Origin of the sequence: Tessaracoccus aquimaris (assembly GCF_001997345.1) — a bacterium.
GTDB classification, from domain to species: Bacteria; Actinomycetota; Actinomycetes; order Propionibacteriales; family Propionibacteriaceae; genus Arachnia; species Arachnia aquimaris.
The window spans coordinates 2,418,919-2,444,892 of record NZ_CP019606.1 but is presented as its reverse complement, the minus strand read 5'-3'; the positions used below and the strand labels follow the sequence as shown (position 1 = coordinate 2,444,892).

22 protein-coding genes are annotated in these 25,974 nt (G+C 69.0%); 14 read left to right on the top strand and 8 right to left on the bottom strand.

The genetic code is table 11. From position 1 onward, the window contains the following. Positions 1–67: 67 nt before the first annotated feature. On the bottom strand, positions 68–730 hold the full coding sequence (locus tag BW730_RS11435) for a TetR/AcrR family transcriptional regulator (RefSeq protein WP_158522625.1): 663 nt from the start codon (positions 728–730) through the stop codon (positions 68–70). A gap of 137 nt (positions 731–867) precedes the next feature. Here BW730_RS11435 and BW730_RS19380 point away from each other — a divergent pair, with 137 nt between their 5' ends. From BW730_RS19380 to BW730_RS11390, 11 genes are read left to right on the top strand one after another with little or no spacing between them, the layout of a single operon-like run. Next, complete coding sequence (locus BW730_RS19380) at positions 868–1,197, top strand: hypothetical protein (RefSeq protein WP_226997253.1); 330 nt, start codon at positions 868–870, stop codon at positions 1,195–1,197. Beyond that, positions 1,119–2,408, top strand: a complete 1,290-nt coding sequence (locus BW730_RS11430; RefSeq protein ID WP_226997223.1) for an ABC transporter substrate-binding protein — start codon at positions 1,119–1,121, stop codon at positions 2,406–2,408. Before BW730_RS19380 ends, BW730_RS11430 begins: the two co-directional genes overlap by 79 nt. Before the next feature lie 15 nt (positions 2,409–2,423). Further along, entirely contained in the window at positions 2,424–3,365 is a 942-nt protein-coding gene (locus BW730_RS11425) for an ABC transporter permease (protein ID WP_077686345.1), read from the top strand. Next, complete coding sequence (locus tag BW730_RS11420) at positions 3,362–5,161, top strand: dipeptide/oligopeptide/nickel ABC transporter permease/ATP-binding protein (RefSeq protein WP_077686344.1); 1,800 nt, start codon at positions 3,362–3,364, stop codon at positions 5,159–5,161. Before BW730_RS11425 ends, BW730_RS11420 begins: the two co-directional genes overlap by 4 nt. Beyond that, positions 5,158–6,021 carry an ATP-binding cassette domain-containing protein gene (locus tag BW730_RS11415; RefSeq protein ID WP_077686343.1) on the top strand — a complete coding sequence of 288 codons (864 nt, stop codon included), beginning with the start codon at positions 5,158–5,160 and terminating at the stop codon, positions 6,019–6,021. The genes BW730_RS11420 and BW730_RS11415 overlap by 4 nt, the downstream gene beginning before the upstream one ends. A 1-nt stretch (position 6,022) precedes the next feature. Further along, positions 6,023–7,375, top strand: coding sequence for a GH1 family beta-glucosidase (locus tag BW730_RS11410; RefSeq protein WP_077686342.1), 1,353 nt, complete (start codon positions 6,023–6,025; stop codon positions 7,373–7,375). Next, positions 7,372–9,804 carry a beta-glucosidase family protein gene (locus BW730_RS11405; protein ID WP_077686341.1) on the top strand — a complete coding sequence of 811 codons (2,433 nt, stop codon included), beginning with the start codon at positions 7,372–7,374 and terminating at the stop codon, positions 9,802–9,804. Before BW730_RS11410 ends, BW730_RS11405 begins: the two co-directional genes overlap by 4 nt. Before the next feature lie 49 nt (positions 9,805–9,853). Then, positions 9,854–11,293: a glycoside hydrolase family 43 protein gene (locus BW730_RS11400; RefSeq protein ID WP_237267962.1), complete on the top strand. Its 1,440-nt coding sequence runs from the start codon at positions 9,854–9,856 to the stop codon at positions 11,291–11,293. After that, positions 11,293–14,127, top strand: a complete 2,835-nt coding sequence (locus BW730_RS11395; RefSeq protein WP_077687638.1) for an alpha-L-rhamnosidase — start codon at positions 11,293–11,295, stop codon at positions 14,125–14,127. The genes BW730_RS11400 and BW730_RS11395 overlap by 1 nt, the downstream gene beginning before the upstream one ends. After that, on the top strand, positions 14,127–14,636 hold the full coding sequence (locus tag BW730_RS19985; protein ID WP_250637749.1) for a nucleoside hydrolase-like domain-containing protein: 510 nt from the start codon (positions 14,127–14,129) through the stop codon (positions 14,634–14,636). Before BW730_RS11395 ends, BW730_RS19985 begins: the two co-directional genes overlap by 1 nt. Beyond that, positions 14,633–15,553: a nucleoside hydrolase-like domain-containing protein gene (locus tag BW730_RS11390; protein ID WP_250637748.1), complete on the top strand. Its 921-nt coding sequence runs from the start codon at positions 14,633–14,635 to the stop codon at positions 15,551–15,553. The genes BW730_RS19985 and BW730_RS11390 overlap by 4 nt, the downstream gene beginning before the upstream one ends. Before the next feature lie 90 nt (positions 15,554–15,643). Here the strand turns inward: BW730_RS11390 and BW730_RS19375 are convergent, their stop codons facing one another. Further along, on the bottom strand, positions 15,644–15,952 hold the full coding sequence (locus BW730_RS19375; RefSeq protein WP_226996748.1) for a hypothetical protein: 309 nt from the start codon (positions 15,950–15,952) through the stop codon (positions 15,644–15,646). 69 nt (positions 15,953–16,021) lie between these two features. On the opposite strand from BW730_RS19375, the gene BW730_RS11385 reads away from it, so the two are divergent. Both BW730_RS11385 and BW730_RS11380 read left to right on the top strand, forming a co-directional pair. Continuing rightward, the gene (locus BW730_RS11385) at positions 16,022–17,962 is read left to right on the top strand and encodes a heavy metal translocating P-type ATPase (protein WP_226996746.1); all 1,941 of its coding nucleotides are present in this window, start codon (positions 16,022–16,024) and stop codon (positions 17,960–17,962) included. Between the two features lie 84 nt (positions 17,963–18,046). Next, complete coding sequence (locus BW730_RS11380; protein WP_077686338.1) at positions 18,047–19,267, top strand: NAD(P)/FAD-dependent oxidoreductase; 1,221 nt, start codon at positions 18,047–18,049, stop codon at positions 19,265–19,267. Here the strand turns inward: BW730_RS11380 and BW730_RS18585 are convergent. The 3 genes from BW730_RS18585 to BW730_RS11370 form a co-directional block, all read right to left on the bottom strand. Next, entirely contained in the window at positions 19,254–19,421 is a 168-nt protein-coding gene (locus BW730_RS18585) for a DUF805 domain-containing protein (RefSeq protein WP_237267961.1), read from the bottom strand. The genes BW730_RS11380 and BW730_RS18585 overlap by 14 nt on opposite strands. Then, a complete protein-coding gene (locus tag BW730_RS18580; RefSeq protein ID WP_158522621.1) occupies positions 19,355–19,921 on the bottom strand; it encodes a DUF805 domain-containing protein in 567 nt (188 codons plus the stop codon). The genes BW730_RS18585 and BW730_RS18580 overlap by 67 nt, the downstream gene beginning before the upstream one ends. 119 nt (positions 19,922–20,040) lie before the next feature. Next, entirely contained in the window at positions 20,041–20,520 is a 480-nt protein-coding gene (locus BW730_RS11370; protein WP_158522619.1) for a flavin reductase family protein, read from the bottom strand. A gap of 161 nt (positions 20,521–20,681) precedes the next feature. Between BW730_RS11370 and BW730_RS11365 the strand changes: the two genes are divergently transcribed. Next, positions 20,682–22,079 carry a sodium:proton antiporter gene (locus BW730_RS11365; RefSeq protein WP_077686335.1) on the top strand — a complete coding sequence of 466 codons (1,398 nt, stop codon included), beginning with the start codon at positions 20,682–20,684 and terminating at the stop codon, positions 22,077–22,079. 26 nt (positions 22,080–22,105) lie between these two features. On the opposite strand, the gene BW730_RS11360 is transcribed toward BW730_RS11365, so the two are convergent. The 3 genes from BW730_RS11360 to BW730_RS11350 are packed head-to-tail and all read right to left on the bottom strand — an operon-like array spanning position 22,106 to position 25,902. After that, positions 22,106–24,154 carry a hypothetical protein gene (locus tag BW730_RS11360; RefSeq protein ID WP_077686334.1) on the bottom strand — a complete coding sequence of 683 codons (2,049 nt, stop codon included), beginning with the start codon at positions 24,152–24,154 and terminating at the stop codon, positions 22,106–22,108. 30 nt (positions 24,155–24,184) lie between these two features. Then, entirely contained in the window at positions 24,185–25,000 is an 816-nt protein-coding gene (locus tag BW730_RS11355; protein WP_077686333.1) for a carbohydrate ABC transporter permease, read from the bottom strand. Further along, on the bottom strand, positions 25,000–25,902 hold the full coding sequence (locus tag BW730_RS11350) for a carbohydrate ABC transporter permease (RefSeq protein ID WP_077686332.1): 903 nt from the start codon (positions 25,900–25,902) through the stop codon (positions 25,000–25,002). The genes BW730_RS11355 and BW730_RS11350 overlap by 1 nt, the downstream gene beginning before the upstream one ends. Positions 25,903–25,974 lie beyond the last annotated feature (72 nt).

Sequence of the window (25,974 nt, the reverse complement as noted above, 5' to 3'; positions counted from 1 at the left end):
CGCGATGGCGCCGCGTCGCCCCGGCGGATCACATCGCCCCGGCGGATCACCCAGGACGCCGCACGGCTCAGAGCAGCGAGTCGGCCGGGGCGGCCAACTCGGCGAGCGGGCGGGTCAGCAACAGGTTCGTGAACGACTCCAACCGGTCCGCGATGTTGACCTCGCCCACCCCTAGCAGCCACTGGATCTGGAGGCCGTCCCACAGGGCGATCAGTTGGCTGGCCGCCTCCGCAGGCTCGATGCCGCCGACCAGGTGGCCCTCGTCATGCAGCACCGTGAAGGATTCCTCCATCATCCCGGCCACCCAGCGGTAGCGGCGGCGCATGTAGTCGTTGGCCGGATGGTCGGGTCGGGTCGCCTCTGCGGACAGCACGGCGAACAGGTCGATCTCGAAGGGGGTCTCTGCATTGGAGCGGGCGAAGTCGAAGGCCGCCAGCAGGTGGCGCGCGCCGCGACCGAGGTCCTGGGTGTCCTCCATGGCGCGCTCGTCGCGCTTGTCCAAGAGGGCCGACAGGAGTGCCACCTTGTTGGGGTAGTGGTGCAGTAGGCCCGCCTGGCTGATCCCCGCAAGCTCTGCGACCTGACGCAGCGTGCCCGCCTCGAATCCGAACTCGCTGAAGACGGCCAGAGCGGCCTCCAGGATCTTTGCCCTGGTCTTCGCCGTCTTTCGGTACTTGCCCCGCGGACCCTGATCGTCGTCCTCGGCTCGCAGGGGAGCAAACGGAAGCATCGACGTCCCTCCAATCGACCTCGATAGCGCTGGCTGAAAGTCTGACATATGAAAACCTAGTGCGCGCTCGGTTTTCATGTTAGCGTTCTGGCACTTGGCCGCGCTAAGGCAGCGCGAATCGGGGAAAGGGACCAAAGATGATCCGCAGGGACTTTATGAAGCTGGCCGTTGCTGCGGTCGGCGTCGGGACCGTCGGCCTCACGGGCTGCGGCGGAGGAAAGGGCAGCTCAGGAGGCCCGACGGGCGGTGGTGGATCGGGCGGAACGCTCGTCATGGGCCTCATCTCGGCCCCCACGTCGTTCGACCCGTCGGTGGCCGAGTGGGGCAACCGGCTGCCGTACTACCAGGCCGTCTACGACACGCTGCTGTTGGCGACCCCGACGGCAAAATCGATCCGTACCTCGCCACGGAGTGGAAGTACGACGACACCGAGACGACCCTCACCCTCACGATCCGTGACGGCGTGACGTTCTCCGACGGCGAAAAGCTCGACGCCGAGGCGGTCGCCGTCAGCATGAACCGCTTCAAGTCGGGCACCGGTCCCGACGCCGGCTACATGCGCAACGTCGACACGATCAAGGCAGACGGAGCCACCAGCGTTGTGGTGACCTTCACCGCGCCGGACCCGGCCTTCCTCAACTACCTCACCAGGACCGCAGGGCTCGTGATGAGCCCCAAGGCCGTCAGCAACGCCGACCTGCCGACCAATCCCGTCGGCTCCGGCCCCTACACGCTCGACGTCGGCGCCACCGTCACCGAGACCAGCTACACCTTCGTGCAGCGGGAGGGGTACTGGAACAAGGACGTGCAGCACTACGAGAAGATCGTGATGCGCGTCTTCCAGGATCCGACGTCGATGCTCAACGCGCTGCGCGCCAACGAACTCAACTACGCCAAGCTCGCCGTCGCCGACACCTTCGACCAGGCGAAGGCGGCAGGCTGGACGCTGAACAAGAACGAGCTCGACTTCCAGGGCCTGCTGCTGTTCGACCGCGCGGGCACCCAGGTCAAGGAACTCGGCGACGTCCGCGTCCGCCAGGCCATCAACCACGCGATCGACCGGCCGGCGTTGCTGCAGGCCGTCGCGCTCGGCTTCGGCACCGTCTCCACGCAGGTCTTTCCGACCACCTCGGTCGCCTACGACAAGTCGCTCGACGAGCGCTACCCCTACGACGTGGCGAAGGCGAAGTCCCTGATGAAGGAGGCCGGCTACGAGGCCGGGTTCAACATCACGATGCCCAGCTCTGCGGTGCTCGGGACCACCGTGTACGCGCTGATCACCCAAGCCCTGGGCGAGATCGGCATCCGGGTCACGAATGAGGACCCCGGCTCCAACTTCATCGCCGACATGCTCGCTCCCAAGTGGTCAGCCTGTTTCATGGCGCTCGAGCAGAACCCGGACTGGCAATTGACGCAGTTCATGATCGCGAAGGACGCGGTGTTCAACCCGTTCAAGTACGCCGATCCGGACGTCGACGCGATGCTCAACGAGTACCGCACCGCCGCACAGGACCGCCGAACCGAGATCATCAAGGAGCTCAACAAGCACATCGTCGAGCAGGCCTGGTTCGCGCCGTTCTACCGGGTCGAGGGCGTCGTGGCCACCGACCCCAAGACGGCGGTCAAGATGCTGCCGACGAACACCCTTCCCAACATCTACGACATCACCCCCGCCTGAGCCAGGGTCACACTGATGCTCGGATTCCTTGGACGCAGGATCGTCTCAGGGGTGGTGCTGGTGTTCGCCATCACCACCCTCGCGTTCCTGCTGCTCTACCTCGGCAGCGGCGACATCGCGCGCCGCATTCTCGGACAGACCGCCACCCAGGAACAGGTGACGGCAAAGGCGCACGAGCTAGGACTCGATCGTCCCATCTGGGAGCAGTACACGGGCTGGTTGGGCAACGCTCTCTCCGGCAACCTCGGCCGCTCCTGGTTCTCCGGCCAACTCGTCATTGACGGCGTGACAAACCGTCTGACGGTCACCCTCTCGCTCGTCATCGGGGCCACGATCATCACGGCGCTCATCGCCGTCGTGCTCGGGGTCTGGGCGGCGCTTGCAGGGGGCTGGGTCGACCGCACCATCCAGTTCCTCACCGTCCTGGGCATGGCCGTCCCCGGCTTCCTGATCGCCGTGGCCCTCGTGGTGGTGTTCGCCATCAACCTTGGCTGGTTCAACGCGACGGGCTATACGAGCATCGCCGACGACGCGTTCGCTTGGGCGCGCTCGGTCACGCTCCCCATCGTGGCCCTGTCGATCGGCGGCGCGTCCGCCGTCACACAGCAGATCCGCGGCTCCGTCGTCGACGCGCTGCAGCGCGACTACGTCCGCACCCTCCGTTCGCGGGGGCTCAGCACCCGCAGCGTCGTCTTCAAGCACGTCCTGCGTAACGCCGTCGGGCCAGCGTTGGCAGTGCTCAATGTGCAGTTCGTCGGCATGCTCGGCGGCGCCGTGATCGTGGAGCAGGTCTTCCAGATGCCTGGCCTCGGCCAACTGGCGGTCGGTGCGACCACCCAGGGCGATGTCCCCATCGTGATGGGGTTGGTCGTCACCACGGCGATCATCGTCATCGTCGTCAACCTGGTGATCGACATCGCCCAGGGTCTGCTCAATCCGAAGGTGAGGCTCGCATGAGTGAGGTTCCAGTCCTGGCGGTCCCAGTGACGCCCGTGCGCAAGGCGGGCCTCGTGCGCCGAGTGCTCCGCAACCCCGTCGGTCTCGCGGCGGTCGCCGTGCTGGCCGTCATCGGCCTTGCCGCGCTCCTCGGAGGAGTGCTGGCCCCCTTCGACGCCAACCAGGCCGACGCCTACAAGATCCTGGCCGACCCCGGCGATGGTTCGCTGCTCGGCCGCGACAGCGCTGGGCGCGACATCTTGTCCCGGTTGCTTGTCTCTACTCAGATCTCCGTCGGCGCCTCCATCGTCGCGCTCGTCGTGGCGCTGATCATCGGGGTCACCGCGGGACTGTACGCCGGCTACTACAAGGGATGGGTCGACTCGGTGTTCAGCTGGGTCGCCTCCCTGACGATGGCGCTGCCTGGCATCATCGTCCTGCTCGCCGCCCGCTCCGTCGTCGGCCCGTCGGTCTGGTGGGCCATGGTGATCTTCGGTGTGCTGATGAGCCCGGGCTTCTATCGGCTCGTCTACGCCTCCGTCAGCACCGTCCGCGAGGAACTCTATGTCGACGCCGCACGGGTCGCGGGTCTCTCGGACACTCGCATCATCGCGCGCCACATCCTCGGCGTCGTCAGGGCACCCATCATCATCCAGGCGGCCATGGTGCTCGGCATCGCGATCGCCATCCAGTCCGGGCTCGAGTTCCTCGGCATCGGCGACAGCCAGACGCCCACCTGGGGCTCGATGCTGAAGGATGCGTTCGACTCGATGTACCGCAAGCCCCTCAACATGTTGTGGCCCGCGCTTGCCATCGGGCTCGCCACGGTGTCGCTCACGCTGCTGGCCAACGTCATGCGTGACGCGTTGGAGCGCACCGTCTCCAGGGTCAAGCGACGCAAGCGGCAGGCCGCGGGCGACAAGGTCGCCGCTCGCAATGCCGCGGTCCTCACGCATCAGGACGACGCCCGCGCCGCCGTCCGCCAAGGCGAGGTGCTGCTGGCCGTCGACGACCTGCGCGTCGGCTACGACCAGCCGAACGGCTCGGTAACCGAGGTCGTGCACGGGGTTGGCCTGACGATCCGCCGCGGCGAGGTCCACGGGCTGATCGGCGAATCAGGCTCCGGCAAGTCGCAGACGTCGTTCGCAGTGCTCGGCCTCCTGCCGACAGGTGGGCGGGTGCTGTCCGGCTCGATCGTGTTCGAGGGCGTGGACCTGGTGGACGGGTCCGCGCGCCAGCACGCAGCGGTCAGGGGAAAGAAGATCGCCTACATCCCGCAGGAGCCGATGAGCAACCTCGACCCGATGTTCACGATCGGCAGCCAGCTCACCGAGCCGCTGCGCGTCACCATGGGCCTCAGCAAGGCCGACGCCAGGCGTCGCGCCCTCGACCTGCTCGCGCGGGTCGGCATTCCCGACCCGGAGCGCACCTTCAACGCCTACCCGCACCAGGTCTCCGGCGGCATGGCGCAACGAGTCCTGATCGCCGGCGCAGTGTCCTGCGACCCCGACCTTCTCATCGCCGACGAGCCCACCACGGCGCTCGACGTCACCATCCAGGCCGAGGTGCTCGACCTGATCCGCGACCTGCAGGAAGAACTGCAGATGGCGGTGTTACTCGTCACGCACAACTTCGGCGTCGTCGCTGATCTGTGCGACCGGGTCTCGGTGATGAAGGACGGACTGATCGTCGAGACGGGCCCCGTCCGGTCGATCTTTGCCAACCCCTTGCACGACTACACCCGTTCACTCCTCGACGCGATGCTCGACGAGGACGGCCCGGTCAGGGCTCCACTCACGGAAGGAGAAGCGTCATGACGGCACCTCTGCTCGAGGTCTCCGACCTCGACGTCATCTATCCGGGCGGCCGCGGGCGCAAGCCGTTCCACGCGCTCAAGAAGGTCTCACTGGAGATCCGACCAGGCGAGACCGTGGGGCTCGTCGGGGAGTCGGGGAGTGGCAAGACGACGCTTGGACGCGCGGTACTTGGGCTCGCCCCGGTCAGCTCGGGCGCCATCACGTTCGACGGGAACGACATCTCGCACCTGACGCGCCGCGAGCGCAGGGCCGTCGCCCGCGACATCCAGGTCGTCTTCCAGGACCCGTACTCGTCGCTGAATCCTTCGATGACGATCGAGCAGATCCTCGCCGAACCACTCACCGCGAACGGCGTCGACTCGAAGGCCGCGCGGGCAAAGGTCAAGGACCTGCTCGACAAGGTGCGGCTGCCTGCCGATGCGGCCGGTCGGCTCCCGAAGGAGTTCTCCGGCGGCCAACGTCAGCGCATCGCGATCGCCCGGGCGCTCGCCCTCGATCCGCGGTTGATCGTTGCCGACGAGGCGGTCTCGGCCCTGGACCTCTCGACTCAGGCACGCGTCCTCGACCTGTTCGTCGAGATCCAGGAGGCGACCGGGGTCGCCTACCTCTTCGTCACGCACGACCTGGCGGTGGTGCGCCATGTCAGCCATCGCGTCGCTGTGCTGTACCGCGGCGAGATCGTCGAGCAGGGCAACGCCGACCAGGTGACGAAGCGGCCGGAACACCCGTACACCCAGCGGCTGTTCATGGCCGCGCCCGTTCCGGACCCCGACCTTCAAGAGCAACGCCGGGCCGAGCGGCTGCGGCTACACGAACAACAGCGCGAACAGGCCGAGCAGGCCGGCGCGGGAGGGATGTGACATGTCGATCACCTGGGGCGTCGCGACCGCGGCCTTTCAGATCGAGGGCGCGACGGCGGAAGGGGACCGCGGCCCATCGCATTGGGACACGTTCCAGAAGAAGCCGGGAGCGATCTTCCATGGCGAGGACGCCGACGTCGCATGCGACCACTACCACCGCTGGGCGGCGGACCTGGACCTGATGGCGGAACTCGGTATTCCGGCGTATCGGCTCTCCCTGTCGTGGGCGAGGCTCCAGCCTGCCGGCCGTGGCCCGCTGAACCCGGAAGGGGTCCGGTTCTACCGGGACCTGCTGATCGGCTGCCGGGAGCGAGGTATCGAGCCATACGTGACGCTCTACCACTGGGACCTGCCCCAACCGCTCGCCGACGAGGGTGGCTGGCCAGAGCGCTCGACCGCCGAGGCGTTCGGCGCCTACAGCGCCATGGTGATCGACGAACTCGGGGGTCTCGCCGAGAACTGGATCACCATCAACGAGGCCATCTGCGCGTCCTTCCTGTCCTACGACTGGGGCATGCAGGCGCCCGGGCACACGGATGAGGACGAGGCGATCCGCGCCGCTCACCACCTGCTGCTCGCCCATGGCCTCGCCCTGGCCGAGTTCAGGGCAAGGCGGCCCGAGGCGAAGGTCGGGATCACCAACCTGCTCTCCCGGATCCGCCCGTACTCGCAGGAGGCGGCCGACATCACGAAGGCCACTGAGGCGCGGGCGCGGATGAATGAGGTGTTCATGAACCCCGTCTACCGCGGGGCCTATGGCGAGGCCGTCGAGGCGCTGTTTCCGCAACTGCGCGACCCAGACCTGGTCCGCGATGGTGACCTCGCACTGATCTCAGCACCCGGCGACTTCGCCGGCGTCAACCACTACACGAACGTGCTCATCAAGGCCGATCCGGCATCGCCCTTCCACGGTTACCAGATGATCCAGGTGGAGCCGACCCCGACCAGCTTCGGCTGGTCCGACACCCCGGAGGCGCTGCACGCACTCCTGGTGCACGTGGCGGAGGACTACACGGGTCTGCCGCTGATCGTCACGGAGAACGGCGCCACCTTTCACGACTACGTGACGCCGGACGGCGAGGTCCACGACCCCGAGCGGGTCCAGTACCTCGCCGGCTACACCGATGCGGTGCTCAAAGCCAGGGCGGACGGCGTCGACGTCGTCGGCTACTTCTGCTGGTCCTTCATGGACAACTTCGAGTGGTCCTGGGGCTACTCGATGCGCTTCGGGCTGGTCTACGTCGACTTCGCCACCCAACAACGAATCCCCAAGGACAGCGCCCACTGGTACCGCGAGTTCATCGCGGCTCAGCGCGACGCCACCCACACCCACGAAACAGGAGAACCCGCATGACCGCCACCGCCGATCGGCAGACCCACATCGACGCCCTCGTCGCCGCGCTGGATCTCGAGACCAAGGTGCGGTTGCTCACCGGTGAGGACTTCTGGACGACCAAGGAGGTCCCCGAGATCGGCCTGCGCGCGATGACGCTCTCCGACGGCCCCTCAGGAGTCCGCGGCCCCGTCTGGGACGAGCGCTCGCCGTCGCTGAACCTGCCGTCGGCCACGGCCCTCGCCTCCTCGTGGGACGTCGCGCTCGCGCATGAGTTCGGCGCGGCGGCTGCGTCCGAGGCCCGACGCAAGGGGGTCGACTGGGTGCTCGGCCCGACGATCAACATCCATCGCTCGCCGCTGGGCGGGCGCCACTTCGAATGCTTCAGCGAGGACCCCGCCCTGACGGGCGACCTCGCGTTCGAGTATGTGAGGGGGCTGCAGGACAACGGAGTAGCCGCCACCCCCAAGCACTACGTCGCCAACGACTTCGAGACCGACCGGTTCACCGTCGACGTCGTCGTCGACGAGCGCACGCTGCGGGAGGTGTACCTCGCGCCGTTCGAGCGGGCCGTCGAGGCGGGCGCCTGGTCGATCATGAGCTCCTACAACAGCGTCAACGGCGTCACCATGACCGAGAACGACCTGCTGCGTGACCCGTTGCGCACCGAATGGGGCTGGGACGGCGTGGTCGTCTCGGACTGGACCGCCGTCCGCTCGACCGCGGCGGCGAACGCCGAGCAGGACCTCGAGATGCCCGGCCCTGGCGTCTGGGGCGACGCGCTCCTCAGGGCGGTGCGGGCAGGTGACGTCGAGGAAGCGGCGATCGACCGCCACGTCGCCCGGCTGTTGCTGCTGGCCGACCGCGTCGGGGCCCTCGGAGGCTCGCACGTGCAGCCGGTTGCCGCGCTGGACGGCGTTGAGTTTGTGCGGCGCGCCGCGGCCGAGGGCAGCGTGCTGCTCTCCAACGCTGGCCTCCTCCCGCTCGACCCGCAAGGGCTCTCACGGGTCGCTGTGATCGGCCACAACGCCGACGAGGCGCGCACCCAGGGTGGCGGCAGCGCCACGGTCGTGCCCGAGCACGTGGTCAACCCGCTCGACGGTCTGCGCCAGGTACTGCCCGGCGTCGACGTGGTCTACTCCCTCGGCGCGATCGTCCAGGAGGGCGTCGGCCCGCTCGACCCGCGACGACTGACCAATCCCACCACCGGTGGCGCGGGGCTGACCGCGACGTTCGTGGCGCCCGACGGCACGCGGATCCACAGCGAGGACCGCTTCGCCACCTCGCTCACCTGGTTCGGCGGCGGAGAGGAGTACATCGCCAGCGCGGCCATGCTCGTGCTGGAGACGATCTTCACGCCCGCCGCGACCGAGGTTCGGGAGCTGGGGTTCGCCACCTCCATGCGGGGCCGGGTCTTCGTCGACGACGAACTCCTCTTCGAGGATCAGCCGAAGGCGACCGGGGCCGACCTCGGCGCCGCGCTGCTTGCGCCCCCGTCTGAGACCCGACCGGTGTCGCTTACCGCAGACGTCCCCGTCCGACTGCGCGTCGAGTTCGACCTGGGCTCCTCGCAGTTCCAGGTCGCGGGTGCCATCGGCCTCACCTTCGGCACCGCGCCCCTCTCACTCGATCCGACGGCGCTGATTCAGGAGGCGGCCGCGAACGCGGCGGCCTCGGAGATCGCCATTGTGGTGGTGGGGACCAACTCGCGGGTCGAGTCCGAGGGCTATGACCGCGACGACCTCGACCTGCCCGGCCATCAGGACGACCTCGTCAGGGCCGTGGCGGCCGCGAACCCCAACACGATCGTGGTGGTGAACTCGGGATCGCCAGTGCTGATGCCCTGGCGCGACGAGGTAGCGGCCATCCTGGTTGGCTACTTCGGAGGGCAGGAGTTCGGCAACGCCATCGCCGACATGCTCACCGGCGCCGTCGAGCCCGGCGGCAGGCTCCCCACCACCTGGCCGGCCAGCATCGAGGACGTCCCGGTGCTTGACTGCACGCCGACGGACGAGGGCAAGGTGGCCTACTCCGAAGGGATCCACGTCGGCTACCGCGCGTGGCTGAAGGCGGGACGCAAGCCCGCGTTCCCGTTCGGGTTCGGGTTGGGCTACACCACGTGGAAGATCGCAGACGTCCAGTGCCAGGTCGAGGGCGACGAGGCCGTGCTGACGGCAACGGCCACCAACACCGGCACGCGCGCAGGAAAGCACGTCGTGCAGGTCTACGCGTCCCGGCCAGGGAGCACCGTCGATCGGCCGGCCCGCTGGCTCGTCGGCTTCGCGGTCGCAAGGGCTGGCGCAGGGGAGGCGAGCGAGGTGTCGATCCGGGTACCCCGGCGACGCTTCGAGCACTACGCGGACGGCTGGCAGGTGGAGCCGGGCGGGTTCGCACTGCACGTCGGCGGAAGCGTCGCAAGCACCGAGGCTGATGCGGAGGTGACCTGGTGACGACGCTCCCAAACCCCTGATCCCGGGCTTCAACCCCGACCCGAGCGTCGTGCGCGTCGGCGACGACTTCTACCTGGCCACCTCCACGTTCGAGTACCTGCCTGGCATCCCCATCTACCACTCCACCGACATGGAGAACTGGACCCAGATCGGCAACGTCGCCACCCGCGACGGGCAACTGGGGGTGCCGGATGCGCCGACCAACCTTGGTGTGTGGGCGCCGACGATCCGCCACCGCGACGGCGTCTTCTATGTCATCGTCACCGACACGGCGGGTCGCGGCACTTGCGTCTTCACGGCCAGCGACCCCGCCGGCCCGTGGAGCGACGGAGTCGTCATCGATCTGGAGGGCATCGACCCTGACCTGGCGTGGGACGATGCCGGCACCGCGTACGTGACCTACTCAGGCCTCGTGCTGTCCGGTCCCGACATCGGGGCGCATCGCGGGATCGAGCAGGTCACGGTCGATCTCGACACCGGTGCCGTGCTCGGAGCGAAGCGATCCTTGTGGTCCGGTGATGGGGGCATGTTCCCCGAGGCTCCACACCTGTACCGCCATGGCGGATTCTGGTATCTGCTTGTCGCGGAGGGCGGCACCGAGCGGGGCCACTCGGTCTCGATCGCGCGGGGAGGCGCCCCCGATGGCCCGTTCACGTCCTGCCCGTCGAACCCGCTCGTCACGGCCCGCGGCACCGCCCGGCCGGTGCAGTGCACCGGCCACGGGGACCTCGTCGAGGGCCCGGACGGCCGCTGGGTCGTGGTGCTGCTCGGCACCCGTCCACGAGGAATGGTCCGATCGTTTTCTGCCCTCGGCCGGGAGACCTTCGCCACACCGGCCCGTTGGACGAGCGACGGTTGGCTCGAGATTGACCCGGTCGAACTGTCCCCGCGCGCCGCGTTCGGCTGGGAGGCTCCACTCGACGCGGCCCCCGGTCCGGAATGGATCGGGGTGCGTCGCCGACCCGATCAGGTCTGGGACAACAGCCCGAGGCCCGGCTGGCTGACCCTTCGTGGGCAGGACGAGGGAATGGGGGCGCTGCGCCCCGTCTTCGTCGGCCGCAGGCAGCAGCACCAGACCTGCGAGGCGCGAGTCGTTGTGGATGCAGCCGTCGGAGTTGGGGGACTTGCGGTGCGCTACGACGAGGGACTGCACTACGAGGTCGAGGCGAGCGACGGCGTCGTCACGGCGCGCGCCGTGATCCCAGGGTTCACCCGGGAGGCGTCGGCGAGGGTGCCCTCCGGCGCCGTCGAACTGGTCCTCGGGTCGCGGGTGCCGCCCGCTGAGGGGTTGGGTCACGTCTCGTCCGACCTGGTGTACCTCGGATATGTCTCGCCGGATGACGGGCAGCCACGGGTGCTGCTCGAGGTGGACGGACGCTACCTGTCGAACGAGACGGCAGGTTCGTTCACCGGGCGAGTGTTCGGGCTCTACACCGTCAGCGGGCGGGTCGACTTCCAGCGGCTGAAGTACACGGGAAGCAACCAGTGATGGCCACCATCTCGACACTCACCGCCGAGTTGCGCGGCGACACCGAGTTCGTGGCGACCACAAGGCCCCGGCTGAGCTGGCAGGTCACCGACGCCGAGCCTGGCTGGCTTCAGGCCTGGGCCGAGATCCGGCTCGGCGACGACGTGGTGCGGGTCGAGGGGCGGGAGTCCAACCTGGTCGCCTGGCCCTTCGCCCCGCTTGAGCCCGGCCGCGTGGCAGGGATCCGCGTCCGGGCGGTCGGGATCTCAGGGGAAGCGACCGAGTTCAGCGACGAGTTGCGCCTCCGTCTGGGGGCCGTCTCGGAGGACGCGCCGTGGGGTTCCCTCATCGGGCTGCCCCAGCCGCAGCGGCCCGCTCAGCCCTTCCTGTTGCGGGCCGAGTTCGAGGCGACCAGGGTCGCGCGGGCAACGCTGCACTGGACGGCCCTTGGCGTGGCAGAGGTCAGCCTGAACGGCGTGCGTATCGATGACGCGGTGCTTGCGCCCGGCTGGCCCACGTACCACCATCGCCTCCTCCACGAGACGACCGACGTGACGGATCTGGTCGTCGAAGGTGCCAACTGCGTGGCGGCCGTCGTCGCCGGTTGCTGGTTCACCGAGAGCTACGGCTTCCACGGCCAAGGCGCTCCCGTCTTCGGCAGCCAGCCGGCCTTCGCCATGCGGCTTGAGGTCAGCTACGCCGACGGCAGCACCGACGAGGTGCTGAGCGACGGCGGCTGGCGCGTCACCGGCGACGGGCCCCTCGTCGCGTCCGGCCTGTACGCAGGGGAGAGTTACGACGCGCGGCTCGCGGTGCCCGGCTGGGACCGCCCCGGGTTCGATGACGGCGCGTGGCCCCGCGCGGAGGTCATCGGCGCCCTTGACGGCGTGCAGTGGCCCCGGCCCGATCCTCAGACCGGGCCGCCAGTCAGGAGGATCCAGGAGGTCCCGGTCGCCTCCGTGCTGCGGTCTCCGTCCGGTTCCCTACTCCTCGACTTCGGGCAGAACCTCGTGGGGCGGCTGCGGATCACCGTCGATGGGCCCTCGGGTCAGGTCGTCACGCTTCGGCACGCCGAGGTGCTCGAGAATGGGGAACTGGGCACGCGCCCGCTGCGCGTCGCGGAGGCGACCGACCGTTACACGCTTGCGGGCGGGGCGCCCGAGACGTGGGAGCCTGCCTTCACGTTCCACGGCTTCCGGTATGCGCAGATCGACGGCTGGCCCGGGGAGTTCGACCCGGCCGCGGTGGTCGCGGTGGTGCTGCACAACGATCTGAACCGAACCGGAGAGTTCACCACCTCACACCAGCAGGTCGCACGGCTCCACGACAACGTGGTCTGGAGCATGCGCGGCAACTTCCTCGCCATCCCGACCGACTGCCCGCAGCGCGACGAGCGGCTCGGCTGGACCGGAGACATCGGGGTGTTCGCCCCAACGGCAGCCGGCCTCTACGACGTTCGGGGCTTCCTCGCCAACTGGCTGCGCGACCTCGCCGCGGATCAGCTCGCCGACGGCACCAACATCCCCCTCGTCATCCCCGATGTTCTCAAGGGGGCAGGCCCGTTCGGCCGGCCGACCGCCGCGTGGGGCGACGCGGCCACCATCGTGCCCTGGACCCTCTACCGCCGCTACGGCGACCTCGGCGTGCTTGCCGAGGCCTACCCGTCGATGGTGCAGTGGTGCGAGACGATCCTGCGAGAGAGCCAGGGAACCGGGCTGTGGCAGGGAAGGATGCAGCTCGGCGACTGGCTCGACCCGACGGCGCCTCCGGAGAACCCGGCGGCGGCCAAGACGTCCGGCGATGTGGTGGCAAGCGCCTACCTGGCCCACTCGCTCGACCTCACGGCCCGGACGGCGCGGCTGCTCGGACAAGACGAGGATGCCGAGCGGTTCGCCGCGGAGGCGGCCACCTCGAGGGCCGCGTTCCGCGCCGCCTATGTCACCGAGGGCGGCCGGATGATGTCGGACGCCCAGACAGCGTATGCGCTCGCCCTGGGGTTCGACCTGGTCAAGGAACCAGGGGAGGACCGCCTGGCGGAACTGCGCGCGCGGCTCGCCCGTCGGCTCGCGGAGTTGGTCCGCGAGGGCGGCTACCACATCGCCACCGGCTTCGTCGGCACGCCGCTCGTGATCGACGTGCTCAGCGCAACCGGCTACCTCGAAGAGGCCGAACGGCTGCTGCTGCAGACCCGCTGCCCCTCCTGGCTCTATCCGGTGACCATGGGGGCGACGACAATCTGGGAACGGTGGGACTCGATGCTGCCCGACGGCACGATCAACCCGGGTGAGATGACGTCGTTCAACCACTACGCGCTCGGAGCGGTCGCCGACTGGCTGCATCGCGTCGTCGCCGGGTTGGACGTCCTCGAGCCGGGCTACTCCCGGCTGCGGATCGCTCCGCGCCCCCTGCGACGGATGGGCGACGCACGGTACCGGCTCGACACGCCATACGGTCTGGCCGAGGTCGGCTGGCGACGCGGAGCCGACGGAGTCACCGTCGAGGCGCTGGTCCCGGCCAACACCACGGCGCTCGTCGAACTCCCGGGGGTCGAACCGGGCGAGGTCGGGTCCGGACGACATACTTGGACGATCCCCGAGGACCGGCGGCCCGTTGCGACGCGGCGGCCGTTGACCATCGAGTCGCCGGCCGCCGACATCATCGACGACGAGGAGGCCCTGGCGGCGGTGCTCGCGGTGCTCCGCGAACGCGACCCGGAGCGGGCCGCGACCCTCACCCGACAGGTCCTCTGGGGAGAGCGGCGGCCGTTCTCGCTCGCCTTCCTCTTCGCGCCACCGGAGTTGCTGCGGGCGGTCGACGCGGCCCTCGCCGGGCTGCCGGGCACGAGGGAGCCCTGATGGCGTCGCGCCCCCGCACCGTCATCACGACGGACCCCGAACTGGATGACCTCAACTCGATGCTGCGGTTGCTGCTCTACAGCAACGAGATCGACATCGTCGGCCTGGTCTACTCATCGAGCCGGTTCCACTTCTCCGGCGGGGCAGGCCGTGCCTCCCACCGCTGGCCGGCGGCAGGGAGCGTCTTCCACATCGACGCGGCGATCGACGCCTACGAGTCGGCGTACCCGAACCTGGTGCGCCACGACCCGCGCTATCCGGCCCCTGAGTACCTGCGGGGCATCACGGCGTGGGGCAACGTCGCCGATGTCGGCGACATGTCCGGCGACACGGCCGGCTCCGATCTCGTGCGCCACCTGCTGCTGGATGACCTGCCCGGGCCCCTGTTCCTGCAGGTGTGGGGCGGCCACAACACGATCGCCAGGGCGCTGATCTCCATCGAGGACGAGTTCCGCGACACGCCCGGCTGGGGGAACTGCACGCACGGATCTGCGCCAAGGCGGTCGTGACGAGCTTCGGGAAGCAGGACAGCACCTTCGACGACTACCTGCGCCCGCACTGGCCGGCCATCGAGAGCCGAGAGGTCGCCACCACTGTCTGGGGCTACTTCGCCCGTGAGGTCGTCGCCGACGAGGATCGCCGCTTCCTCGGCCCGGAGTGGACGCGCGAGAACATCACGGCGGCGGGCCCGATCGGTGCCGCCTACCGCGTGTGGGGTGATGGGCTGCAGATGGCGGAAGGCTTCGACGACGAGGACTACTTCGGGCTCTCGGGCCTGAGCGCTGGGGAGCTAGCCGAGCGCGGGTACACCGTCTGGATGCCGCCCCAGGAGCGGGGCGGCTTCATCTCGGAGGGCGACTCATCCAACTTCGCACTGCTCGTCGACAACGGCCTGCGGAGCTGGGAGCACCCCGGCTGGGGCGGCTGGGGCGGCAGGCAAGGGCCCGTCCCGGGGGACCCCGCGGGCTGGTCGAACGAGGAGGCCACCGATGCGGGGCCCGACGGTCGACCACGGAAGGACTGGTCGGCCGCCCGCTGGGCAGGCGAGTTCCACCAGGACTTCGCGGCCCGGCTGCGCTGGTCCACCAGTTCGGAGTTTGCTGCCGCGAACCATCACCCGTGCGTCGCCGTCGTGGAGGGAACCATGCTGACGGCGCAGCCCGGCGCGACCGTACGTCTCACGGCGGAGGTGAGCGACCCCGACGGTGACGCCGTCGGCGTCACGTGGTGGCAGTACCTGGAGGCCGGCACCTCACGGGCGGTGCTGGACCTACGCGCGGACCTCACGTCGGTGGAGTTCGAGATACCGGCGGACGCCACGCCTGGAGAGACACTCCACCTCATCTGCTCCGCCACCGACACGGGGGCGCCGCCGCTGACGCGCCATCAGCGGGTCGTCCTGACCGTGGTCGCGACTCAGGCCTAGACCTCGCGTCCCGGCGGCCGGTCGAGAACCGGTCACGTCATCTGTGAGCCTTGGGAGATACCCCCGGGGGTATACAGTGAGGGCATGGCATCACGCGAGCACTTCGATACCGAGCATCACCAGGCAACGCCAGACGGGGGTGCCCCATCGCATGGGCATCACGTCGAGGGCGCGACGGAACGGGGCACCCGCGGTCCTGTCGATGGGATTGCCACGCACACCGGTGAGGGCACTGCTCGTGCCTCGGCTCCAGGGCACCTGGGCGGTCACGCGGGTCACGAGGCGCATGCCGGTCACGCTGGCCACGAGGCTCATGCCGGTCACGCGGGCCACGAGGCTCATGCCGGTCAGGCGAGCCACGAGGCGCATGCCGGCCGCGCCGACCACGGTGATGGGCATGCGGGTCACGCGAACCACGCCGGTGGTCACGCAGGGCATGTCGCCCGATTCCGGCGGCTCTTCTGGATCATGCTGGTCCTCGCGGTGCCGGTGATCGGGTTCAGCTACATGTTCGCCCACCTCGTCGGCTACCACCTCCCCTCCGCCAGCGTCGTCGGATGGATCTCGCCCGTGCTCGGCACCGTGATGTACCTCTGGGGTGGATGGCCGTTCCTGACCGGCGCGGTCTCCGAGATCCGGCAGCGGAAGCCGGGCATGATGCTGCTCATCGGACTGGCCATCACGGTCGCCTTCGTGGCCTCGATGGGCTCGAGCCTCGGCCTCCTCGACCCGCAACTCGACTTCTGGTGGGAGTTGGCCCTCCTGATCGTCATCATGCTGCTCGGCCACTGGATCGAGATGCGTTCGCTCGCGCAGACCACCTCGGCGCTCGACTCTCTCGCGGCCCTGCTGCCCGACGAGGCCGACCTGGTCAGGGGAGACGAGACCGTCAAGGTGTCGCCAGCGGAACTCAGGGTCGGCGACGTCGTCGTGGTGCGTCCCGGAGCCTCGGTGCCTGCCGACGGGCGGATCGTGGCGGGCAGCGCGCATCTGGACGAGGCCATGATCACCGGTGAGTCGGCCACCGTGAAACGAGGCGTCGGCGATCAGGTCGTCGCGGGAACGGTCGCCACCGACTCGGGCCTGCGCGTCGAGGTCACCGCGACCGGCGAGGACACCGCGCTTGCGGGCATCCGCCGTCTGGTCGCCGACGCCCAGTCCTCGTCATCGCGCGCCCAGCGACTCGCGGACAAGGCCGCCGCGCTGCTGTTCTGGTTCGCCCTCGGCGCCGCGGTGCTCACCGCCATCGTCTGGACGCTGCTCGGTCGACCCGACGACGCGGTCGTGCGGACCATCACGGTGCTCGTGATCGCGTGCCCCCACGCGCTCGGGCTCGCCATCCCACTGGTGGTGTCCATCGCCACCGAGCGCGCGGCCCGCGGCGGCGTCCTGATCAAGGACAGGCTCGCGCTCGAACAGATGCGCACCATCGACACCGTCCTGTTCGACAAGACCGGCACCCTCACCAAGGGAGAGCCGACCGTCACCGCCGTCGAGGCGACGGCGGGGTTCAGTCGGGACGAGGTGCTCGCGTTGGCGGCCGCGGCGGAGTCCGACAGCGAGCATCCGCTCGCCCGCGCCATCGTCGGGGCGGCGGCCGCGCAGGAGTTGGCGGTCCCGTCGTCCAGCGGATTCTCGTCGTCTCCGGCCGTGGGAGTGACCGCGACGGTGGACGGCTCAACCATCGCCGTCGGCGGGCCCTACCTGTTGAGCGAGACGGGCACCTCCGAACTGCCGATCGCGGAGCGATGGCGTGCCGAGGGCGCCATCATCCTGCACGTGCTGCGAGAAGGGGCGGTCATCGGGTCGCTCCGGCTCGCCGACGAGGTCCGCGCCGACTCGCGTGAGGCCGTTGAGTCGCTCCAGGCCGCCGGGATACAGGTCGTGATGATCACCGGTGACGCGCAGGCGGTCGCCGACACCGTCGGAGCTGAGCTGGGTATCGACCGCATCTATGCGGGCGTCAAGCCCGAAGACAAGGCGGGGAAGGTCCAGGAACTGCAGTCCGAAGGCCGCCGCGTCGCGATGGTGGGCGACGGGGTCAACGATGCGCCTGCCCTGGCGAGCGCCGACGTCGGCATCGCCATCGGGGCGGGCACCGACGTCGCCATCGCCTCTGCGGGTGTGATCCTGGCATCCGACGACCCCCGCTCTGTCCTGTCGGTCATCGAACTCAGCCGCGCCACCTACCGCAAGATGAAGCAGAACCTGTGGTGGGCCGCGGGGTACAACCTGATCGCGGTGCCGCTCGCCGCTGGGGTGCTCGCGCCCGTCGGGTTCGTGCTCCCGATGAGCGTCGGGGCGATCCTGATGTCGGCCTCGACCGTCGTCGTCGCGCTCAACGCCCAACTGCTGCGCCGCCTCGACCTGCGCCCCGCGGCCAGCGCGCTCCGCTTCCTCCAACGCTGAGCCGTTCCGATCTGCCGGTTCGAGACCGCGCGACGCCACGCCGTCCTAGTCTCGAAACACAACGGCGATGCGGAGGAGCCAGGAATGAAGACGTACGTGGTGGTCGGTGGCGGGCTGGGCGGCGCGAAGGCCGTCGAGGAACTGCGGGACCTGGACGGCGAGGCGCGGATCGTGCTGATCGACGGCGAGGAACTGCTGCCCTACGAGCGGCCGCCGCTGTCGAAGGAGTACCTGCTCGGGGAGAAGAAGCTTGACGAGTTCACCCCGCTCTCGGCCGGCTGGTTCACCGACAACCAGGTCGAGGCGCGGGTCGGGATCTTCGCCACCGACCTGGATGCGGGCCAGCAGATCGTGCACCTGTCCGACGGCACCAGCATCCACTACGACGGTCTCGTGCTCGCCACCGGGTCGCGGCCCCGCACCGTCAACCTGCCGGGCGTGGCGCGGCAAGGGGTACAGGTGCTGCGGACCCTTGCAGAGTCGGATCAACTGAAGTCGGTGCTCGAATCCGGCGAACCGCTCGTCATCTACGGCGGCGGCTGGATCGGCCTTGAGGTGGCCGCTGCCGCGCGCACCCGCGACGTCCCCGTCACCGTCATCGTCCGCGAGGACAAGGTGCTGCGCCAACTCGGAGACGAGATCGGCGACCGCTTCCTCGCGATGCACCGCGACCACGGGGTCGTGTTCGAACTCAACGCCACCATCGCGTCGATCGACGGCGACGGCGACTCGGGTCCCGTCACGGGCGTCACGCTCGGCGACGGGCGGAAGGTCGACGCCTCGCACGTCCTGATCGCCGTCGGGGCCGACCCGCGCGTCGAACTGGCAAGCGCCGCAGGGCTGGACATCGACGACGGCGTCCTCGTCGACGACACCCTTGTCACCAGCGACCCCCACATCGTTGCGGTCGGGGACATCGCCAACGCGCAGAACACCTGGGTCGGCGACCGGATCCGGGTGCAGCACTGGGCGGCGGCGCTCAAGATGCCCGGGGTGGCGGCCCGCACGCTCGTCGGCGACGACGCGCACTACGACGATCCCCCGTACTTCTACACCGACCAGTACGACCTCGGCATGGAGTTCCGGGGCCTCATCCCCGACGGTGCACGGCTCGTCCAGCGCGGTGGGGACGACGAGTACATTGCGTTCTGGCTGCGCGACGACGGCGTGCTGCGGGCCGCGATGAACGTCAACGTGTGGGACCAGGGCGACGCGATCGAGGAGATCCTCACATCGGCCAAGCCTGTCGATCCCGACAAGTTGGCCGACCCGAACGTGCCGCTGGGGGAGGTCAGCGCTGGTTGATCTTGTCGTAGCGCTTGCCGGCGTCCTTGGGGCCCTGCGCCATCAGGATGATCATCACGATCGAGCCGAGCCACGGCACCAGGTTGATCAACTGAAGCAGGCCCGAGTTGTCCGTGTCGTGCAGACGACGGGTGCCGAGCGCGATGCCGGGCACGACCGCGGCAAGGATGTACAGCACGCCGACCGTGCTGAGGAGCCCGCCGAGCGCGCCCCCTCGAAGGCCGAGGACAAGATGCTGAAGCCCGCGAAGCCGACCGCGTGAACGAGGAACACCCACCAGTACTCGGCGAGGCTGGCGCGACCGGAGAACGTCAGGCCGCGCGTCCAGAACCGCTTGTACGACTCGACCACGTTGGCGCCCCGCAGCGGGGCGTCCGGCGCGGACAGGTCCTCCAGGAGCGGACGCCCGTAGAAGGGCTGCTGCACCATCGGCGCGTACGGCTGTGGCTGCTGCCCGTAGAACGGGACGCCGTAGGCCGCGTTGTTCTGCTGTGGCGGGCCATAGGCGTAGTCAGTGTTCGCGTCCTGGTACTGGTAGCCGAGCGGCTCCGGCTCCGGGGGAGCGCTCGGCTGCGGCTGGGCGACAGGCCTCGGGGTCACCTCAGCGCCCGCGTCGGTGGGCTGGTCCAGTGCGCCATAGGGATCGTCGGTCATGCTTGACAGTTTCTCACGACCGCAGCCCAGACCTCCATCGGCATCGGGCGGATCAGGGAGACGCGAGACGCAGGTCGGACGGCACCGCGATCGCGCTGCGGACCCTGGTCCGATGACTCTCAGCGCTGGGGACGAACGTCCTTGAATTCGCGCAGGTGATAGGCAAGCGACGAGTCGCCGTCGGTCTCCGCGGAGACCACCGTCGCGACGACGACCGTGTGGTCGCCGCCCGGCAGGAACTCGAGTTCCTCGCAGCGCAGCCACGCAGCGGCCTCCGTCAGCCGGGGAAGGTCGTGGTCGAGGGTCCAGTCGAGGTCGGCGAACCGGTCGGGGGTGTGCCTGCTTGCGAACTTGATGGCCGCGTCGGCCTGGTGGCCCGCGAGGATGTTGACGCCTGCCCGCCCCGAGGCGCGGAGCCGGTCGATCATGCCGCCCCGGTTATCAAGCGCGAACACCACCATCGGCGGGTCGATCGACAGCGACGCGAATGCCGAGACGGTGGTTCCGGTGGGCTGGCCGTCGGCGCTCGTCGTGATCACGGTCACCGGCGCCGGAACCCGGGCCATGGCGTCACGGAAGGAGGCCTCGAGTTCGTCCACGGCCCCACCGTATCCCCCTGCCGAAGCCGCGGACATCTCGTCCAGCCAGGCCCTCTTCAGGGAACGTCATTGTCCCGGGTGAGCCGCCTGGGCTACCGCCGTCCGATATTTTGGCCAGGACGCATCCCCCGCAGCGGGGATTGCGTCGATCGGAGGCGGCAGTGCAGGTCGAGTGGTGGAGCATCGTCCCGTTCGTCGTGCTGCTCGGCTGCATCGCCGTCCTGCCGCTTGTTCCCGCCACGTCGCACGCCTGGGAGCGGAACCCGGTCAAGCTGACCCTCGCCCTGGTGCTCGGCCTGCCGATCGCCGCGTGGTTCGTGATCGCGGGCGCAGGCGGCGAGGTCGTCCATGCGCTCGTCGAGTACGGCCAGTTCATCATCCTGCTGCTGGCGCTGTTCGTCGTCTCCGGCGGGATCTTCCTCTCGGGCGACATCCGGGCCACCCCGCGCAACAACACCATCTTCCTGGCGATCGGCGGCGCCATCGCCTCGTTCATCGGCACCACGGGCGCCGCGATGCTGCTGATCCGGCCCCTGCTCAACACCAACAGCGAACGACGCCACAAGGCGCACACCGTCGTGTTCACGATCTTCATCGTGGCCAACTGCGGCGGCATCCTCACGCCGCTCGGCGACCCGCCGCTGTTCCTCGGCATGCTCCGCGGAGTGCCGTTTGAGTGGACGCTCGGACTGTTCAAGGAGTGGCTGTTCGTCAACGCGCTGCTGCTGATCGCCTACTACGCCCTCGACCGGCGCGCCTATGCCGCGGAGGACCCCTCCGCGATCCAGGCCGACGACTCACAGCGCACGTCGCTAGGGCTGCGGGGCGCCGTCAACATCGTCTTCTTCGCGGCGATCATCGTCTCCGTTGCCTTCCTGCCGTCGATCGATCTGCACGCCATCGAGACGGGGCACGCCACCTGGGCGGAGGCGGTGCCGTGGCGGGAACTCGTGATGTTGGCGGCCGCCGCAGCGTCGTACTTCCTGGGCGACAGGGTCGCCCGCTTCGAACTGAACCAGTTCTCCTGGACGCCGATCCTGGAGGTCGCCGCGCTGTTCATCGGCATCTTCCTGACGATGATCCCCGCGCTGAACTACCTCGGCCAGGTCGCGGACAAGTTCCCGCTGAACCGGATCACGCTTTTCGTCTTCACCGGCGGCATCTCGGGCGTGCTGGACAACGCGCCCACCTACGCCACGTTCTTCGAGATCTCCTCGATGCTGCCGGGCGACCCGCGCGTCGCCGGCGTCCCGGAGGTGCTGCTGATCTCCGTCGCGCTGGGCGCCGTGTTCGGCGGGGCGCTGACCTATATCGGCAACGGGCCCAACTTCATGGTCAAGTCGGTCGCCGACTCGGCGGGCGTCGAGACGCCGTCGTTCGGCGGCTACATCGTGCAGAGCCTGACGCACCTGGTCCCGGTGCTCGCCGCGATGGCGCTGATCTTCCTCACCGACGGCTGGCTGTGGCGGGGCCTCGGGATCGGCGTCGCCGCGGTGCTGGTCGCCCGCTCGCTGCTGATGATCGCCAGGACCCCCAAGCCGAAGGAACTGGCCGGCTGAGGCTGGTCGACCCCGGCGACCGCAGGTCAGGCGGGAGGTGACGACAGGACGGTGTCTCCCGAGGCCGTCGAGATCGTCAGGGAGCCCGCCACGTCGGAGGGCCACTCGGCCGTCACGGCACCGTCGATGCCGACCTCGACGCCGAGCACGCCGCCGACGATGAACTCGCACCACGACCCGGCCGACGAGCAGGCCCAGTCGATCAGGTACGGGTACTGGCCCGGGGCCTTGCGGGCGCCGCCGTCGACAGTCGGGGCGGCCTCCTCGACGAAGTGTGCCTGCCCCGGCGGGCCCTGGCGCGTGGTGCGGCGCAGCCCCTCGACCCACTCCATCACCCCGGCGCGACCGCCCAGCGCGATCGACGCGCGGCCGGCATCGGCGGGCCAGGCGGGGTAGGCGCCGTTCCACTGGTGGTCGGGTCGCACGGAGAAGCCGGCGTCGCCGTCCTTCGGGCTGAGCGCCCGCATCCAACTCGGGCTGCGCAACTCGGCCTCGAAGAAACGCACCATCTCGGCGCGCTGCTCCTCCGGCAGGTCTGCCGCGATCGTGGTGCCGACCGTCGCGAAGTCGTAGCAGTGCCGGGTGGCATGCCGCGTGCCGTCGGGATACCTCGCGTCGAAGAAGCCGTCGCCCGGACGGTACAACTCCAGCACCTTGGGCAGCAGCGCCTCCGCCTCCGCCTCGAGTCGCTCTGCCTCGGCCGTCTCGCCGCGCAGCCTGCTGAGCTCGGCGGCGGTGCGCATCGACCACACGTTGGCGGCCTGCAGGCTCGCGACCTCGTGCACATAGGTGCTGACGCATTCGAGCAGGTTGTCGATGCCGCCGTAGTCGGCCAGGCCGGACGGGTTGCGCTTGTCCTGCCAGGCGAGCGACCAGTCGCGCACGTGGTCGATCATGCTGCGGGTCGAGCCGTCCGGGCCCTCCACCTCGACGTCGAGGAAGTCGACGTCGCCGGTGAACCGCACGTAGTCGGCGGTCAGCCGGACCAGGGCGTACTGGTTGACGGAGTACCAGTAGCCGACGGGGTGCCCCGTGACCCATTCGGTGCCGAAGTGCGAGTTGATGTCGAGCCCGACCCAGTGCAGGATCTGGCGGCGCATCACGTCTGGCTCCAACTGCGCGTGCACCCAGGAGCTGAGCGAGTAGTCCCAGATGAAGGTGGTGGTCTGCCAGTAGCGCGGCATCAGGGTGTCGTAGACGGTGCCGAGCACCGACGCGGGGTTGGTGCGGCGGAACCAGAGCGTCCCCATCGCGCCCCACCAGTACAACTCGCGCAGCGCGTCGTTGTCCGTCTCCAGTGCGGGCAGATGCCCCTCGAAGATCTCGTTGTCCGGCGTGAACATCGCGGCCAACTCGTGATTCCAGGTCTCGCGCGCCGCCTCGACGGCACCCTCCGGGTCGGCTTCGATGGCGTCCCAGGCCGCGAGAGCCGCGTCGCGGTCCCCTGCGATCGCGTGCGCGTACCAGTACGTGGCGTGCTGGCCCGACGCGAGGTCGACGGCCACCTCGATCACCCGGCCTCCGTCGGTGACCAGCCCATCGGGCGAGCCGAGCAGGCCCTGCAGGCTGACGGCGTCGTCCCCGTCAGGGATGCCCCAGCGGCGTGCCCCGTCGGCCTCCAGCCGGTTCGGGGCCTGCGGCGGCTCGGCGCGCAGCCACGGCTTGCCGCTGCGGGTCACGGTCGAGTCGATCCACAGCCCGAGCCGCAGTTCACGGTCGGGGCCGTCGTTGGTGACGTCGATCCGCACCAGCACCGCCGGCTGCCCAGGTGGGCACACCGTCACCGTCTCGACGCGCCACCCGTTGACGGCGGTGGAGCGCGTCACGCGGTCGGGACGCCACGCGACGTCGACGCCCTGGCCCGACGCCTGTGCCAGAGCCCCGTCCAGGTACAGCCTGGCGCTGACGGAGTCGCCCTGCGAGATCGGCGGCACGTTCAGCGACCGGACCGCGACCACGTCGTGGTCGACCTGGGCGACGGCCCAGTGGTTCGTGAGGCCGGGCGGGCTGATCATGTCGTCGTAGGTGTCGGTGACGGTCGCGCTCGTGAAGTCGTCGACGGTGGGCAGTCGCATGGTCGGTGAGGCCTTCTTCTCGTGGAGGGATCAGTACTGGCCGAGGGCGAGGCCCTTGGTGAAGTAGCGCTGGGTGAGGAGGAAGAGGATGACGGTGGGGATCGACACGATCAGGCCGCCGGAGAGCACCGTCGGCATCGTCGAGCCGCCATAGGTGGTCTGCAGGGCCGCGAGCGCGGGCATCACCGGTCGAACCGTTTCGGACTGGCTGAGCGTGAGGCCGAGCAGCAGGTCGTTCCAGATGAACGTGGCCTGCAGGATGAAGATCGCCACCAACGCGCTGACGGCGTTTGGCAGGTAGATCCGCCAGAAGATCCGCCAGGCGCTCGCGCCGTCCACCGTGGCCGCCTCGAACAGCGAGTAGGCGAAGTTGGAGAAGAAGTTGCGCATCACGAATGCCGAGAAGGGCACCGAGATCACCATGTAGATCAGCAGCATGCCGACGTGGGTGTCGAAGATGTTCAACTCGACGTAGGCGATAAACAGCGGCATCAACACCATCTGGATCGGGAACACCGTCGAGCAGAAGATCACCACGAACCAGGCGAAGCCGTTGCGCAGCTTCAGCGCGATGATCGCGAAGCCTGCCATGGCGCCGATCACCACGGCGATCAGCGGGGCCACGAGGGCGTACAGCAGGGTCGACCAGATGCCGTCGGAGATCCGGCCGCGGGTCCAGGCGTCGGTGAAGTTCGAGGCGAGCCCCTGCAGGCCGCCGGGCAGCCAGACGCTGATGGCGCCGTACTGGTCGACGTTCTTCGATGCGTTGGCGACCATCAGGTAGATGGGTAACAGCCAGATGAGCCCCATCACGATGAGGATGGCGCGTCGGATGAAGCCGGACATCACAGCTCCTTGTCGCGGGACAACTGCTGGCGCAGATAGATGATGCTCGCCAGCATGGTGATCACAGTCAGCAGGATCGCGAGCGCGGCGCCGAGGCCGTAGTTGCCAGCGCTGAACGTCTGCTTGTACATGTTCAGGGCGAGCGTCTCGGAGTCGCGCCCCGGGCCGCCCTTCGTCATGCCCCAGACGATGTCGAAGGTCTTCAGCGAGCCGACGATCGACAGCCCGACCACGACCGCGGTGAGCGGGCGGAGCATCGGCCAGGTGACGTAGCGGAACATCTTCCAGCCGCTCGCGCCGTCGAGGCGGGCGGCCTCGACGGGTTCCTTGGGGATCGACTGCAGCCCGACGCCGAACAGCAACGCGTTGACGCCCGCGCCCTGCCAGGCCGCCGCGATGATCATCATGATGGTGTTGAGCGGCCAGTCGAGCAGCCACCTGGAGTTCGCGCCCGGCAGGTGCAGGAAGGTCAGGAGTTGGGTGAGCGCGCCCTTGCTCTCCAGCAGGAAGCTCCACACCACGCCGACGGCGATGCCGGAGATCGCGTAGGGGAGCAGGAAGGGCAGCCGGAACCACACCCCGCCCTTGATCCCGTGCGTCAGCACCGCGATCAGCAGGCCGAGGCCGACGGGGAGGATCAGCGTCCCGACCACCCACATCAGCGTGTTCACGCCGGACTGGATGTTGTCGGCGTCCGTGAACATCTCGATGTAGTTGTCGAGGCCGACCCACTTCGGGTCGCCGAACCCGTTGAACTCGGTGAAGCTGAGATAGCCAGTCCAGAGGAAGGGCAGGTACAGCACCACGACCGTCAGGACGATCGCGGGCGCGGCGAACGTGTGCGCGCTCAACTGGTTGCGGGGCCGATCCCTGCGGAGGTCGTCGGCGGGTGGTGCGGTCACGAAAGACTCCTTCGTCCGGGCGGGGCGTCGCCCCGGTCAGTGGAGGGCGACCAACGTCCCCCGGGCCGTTGG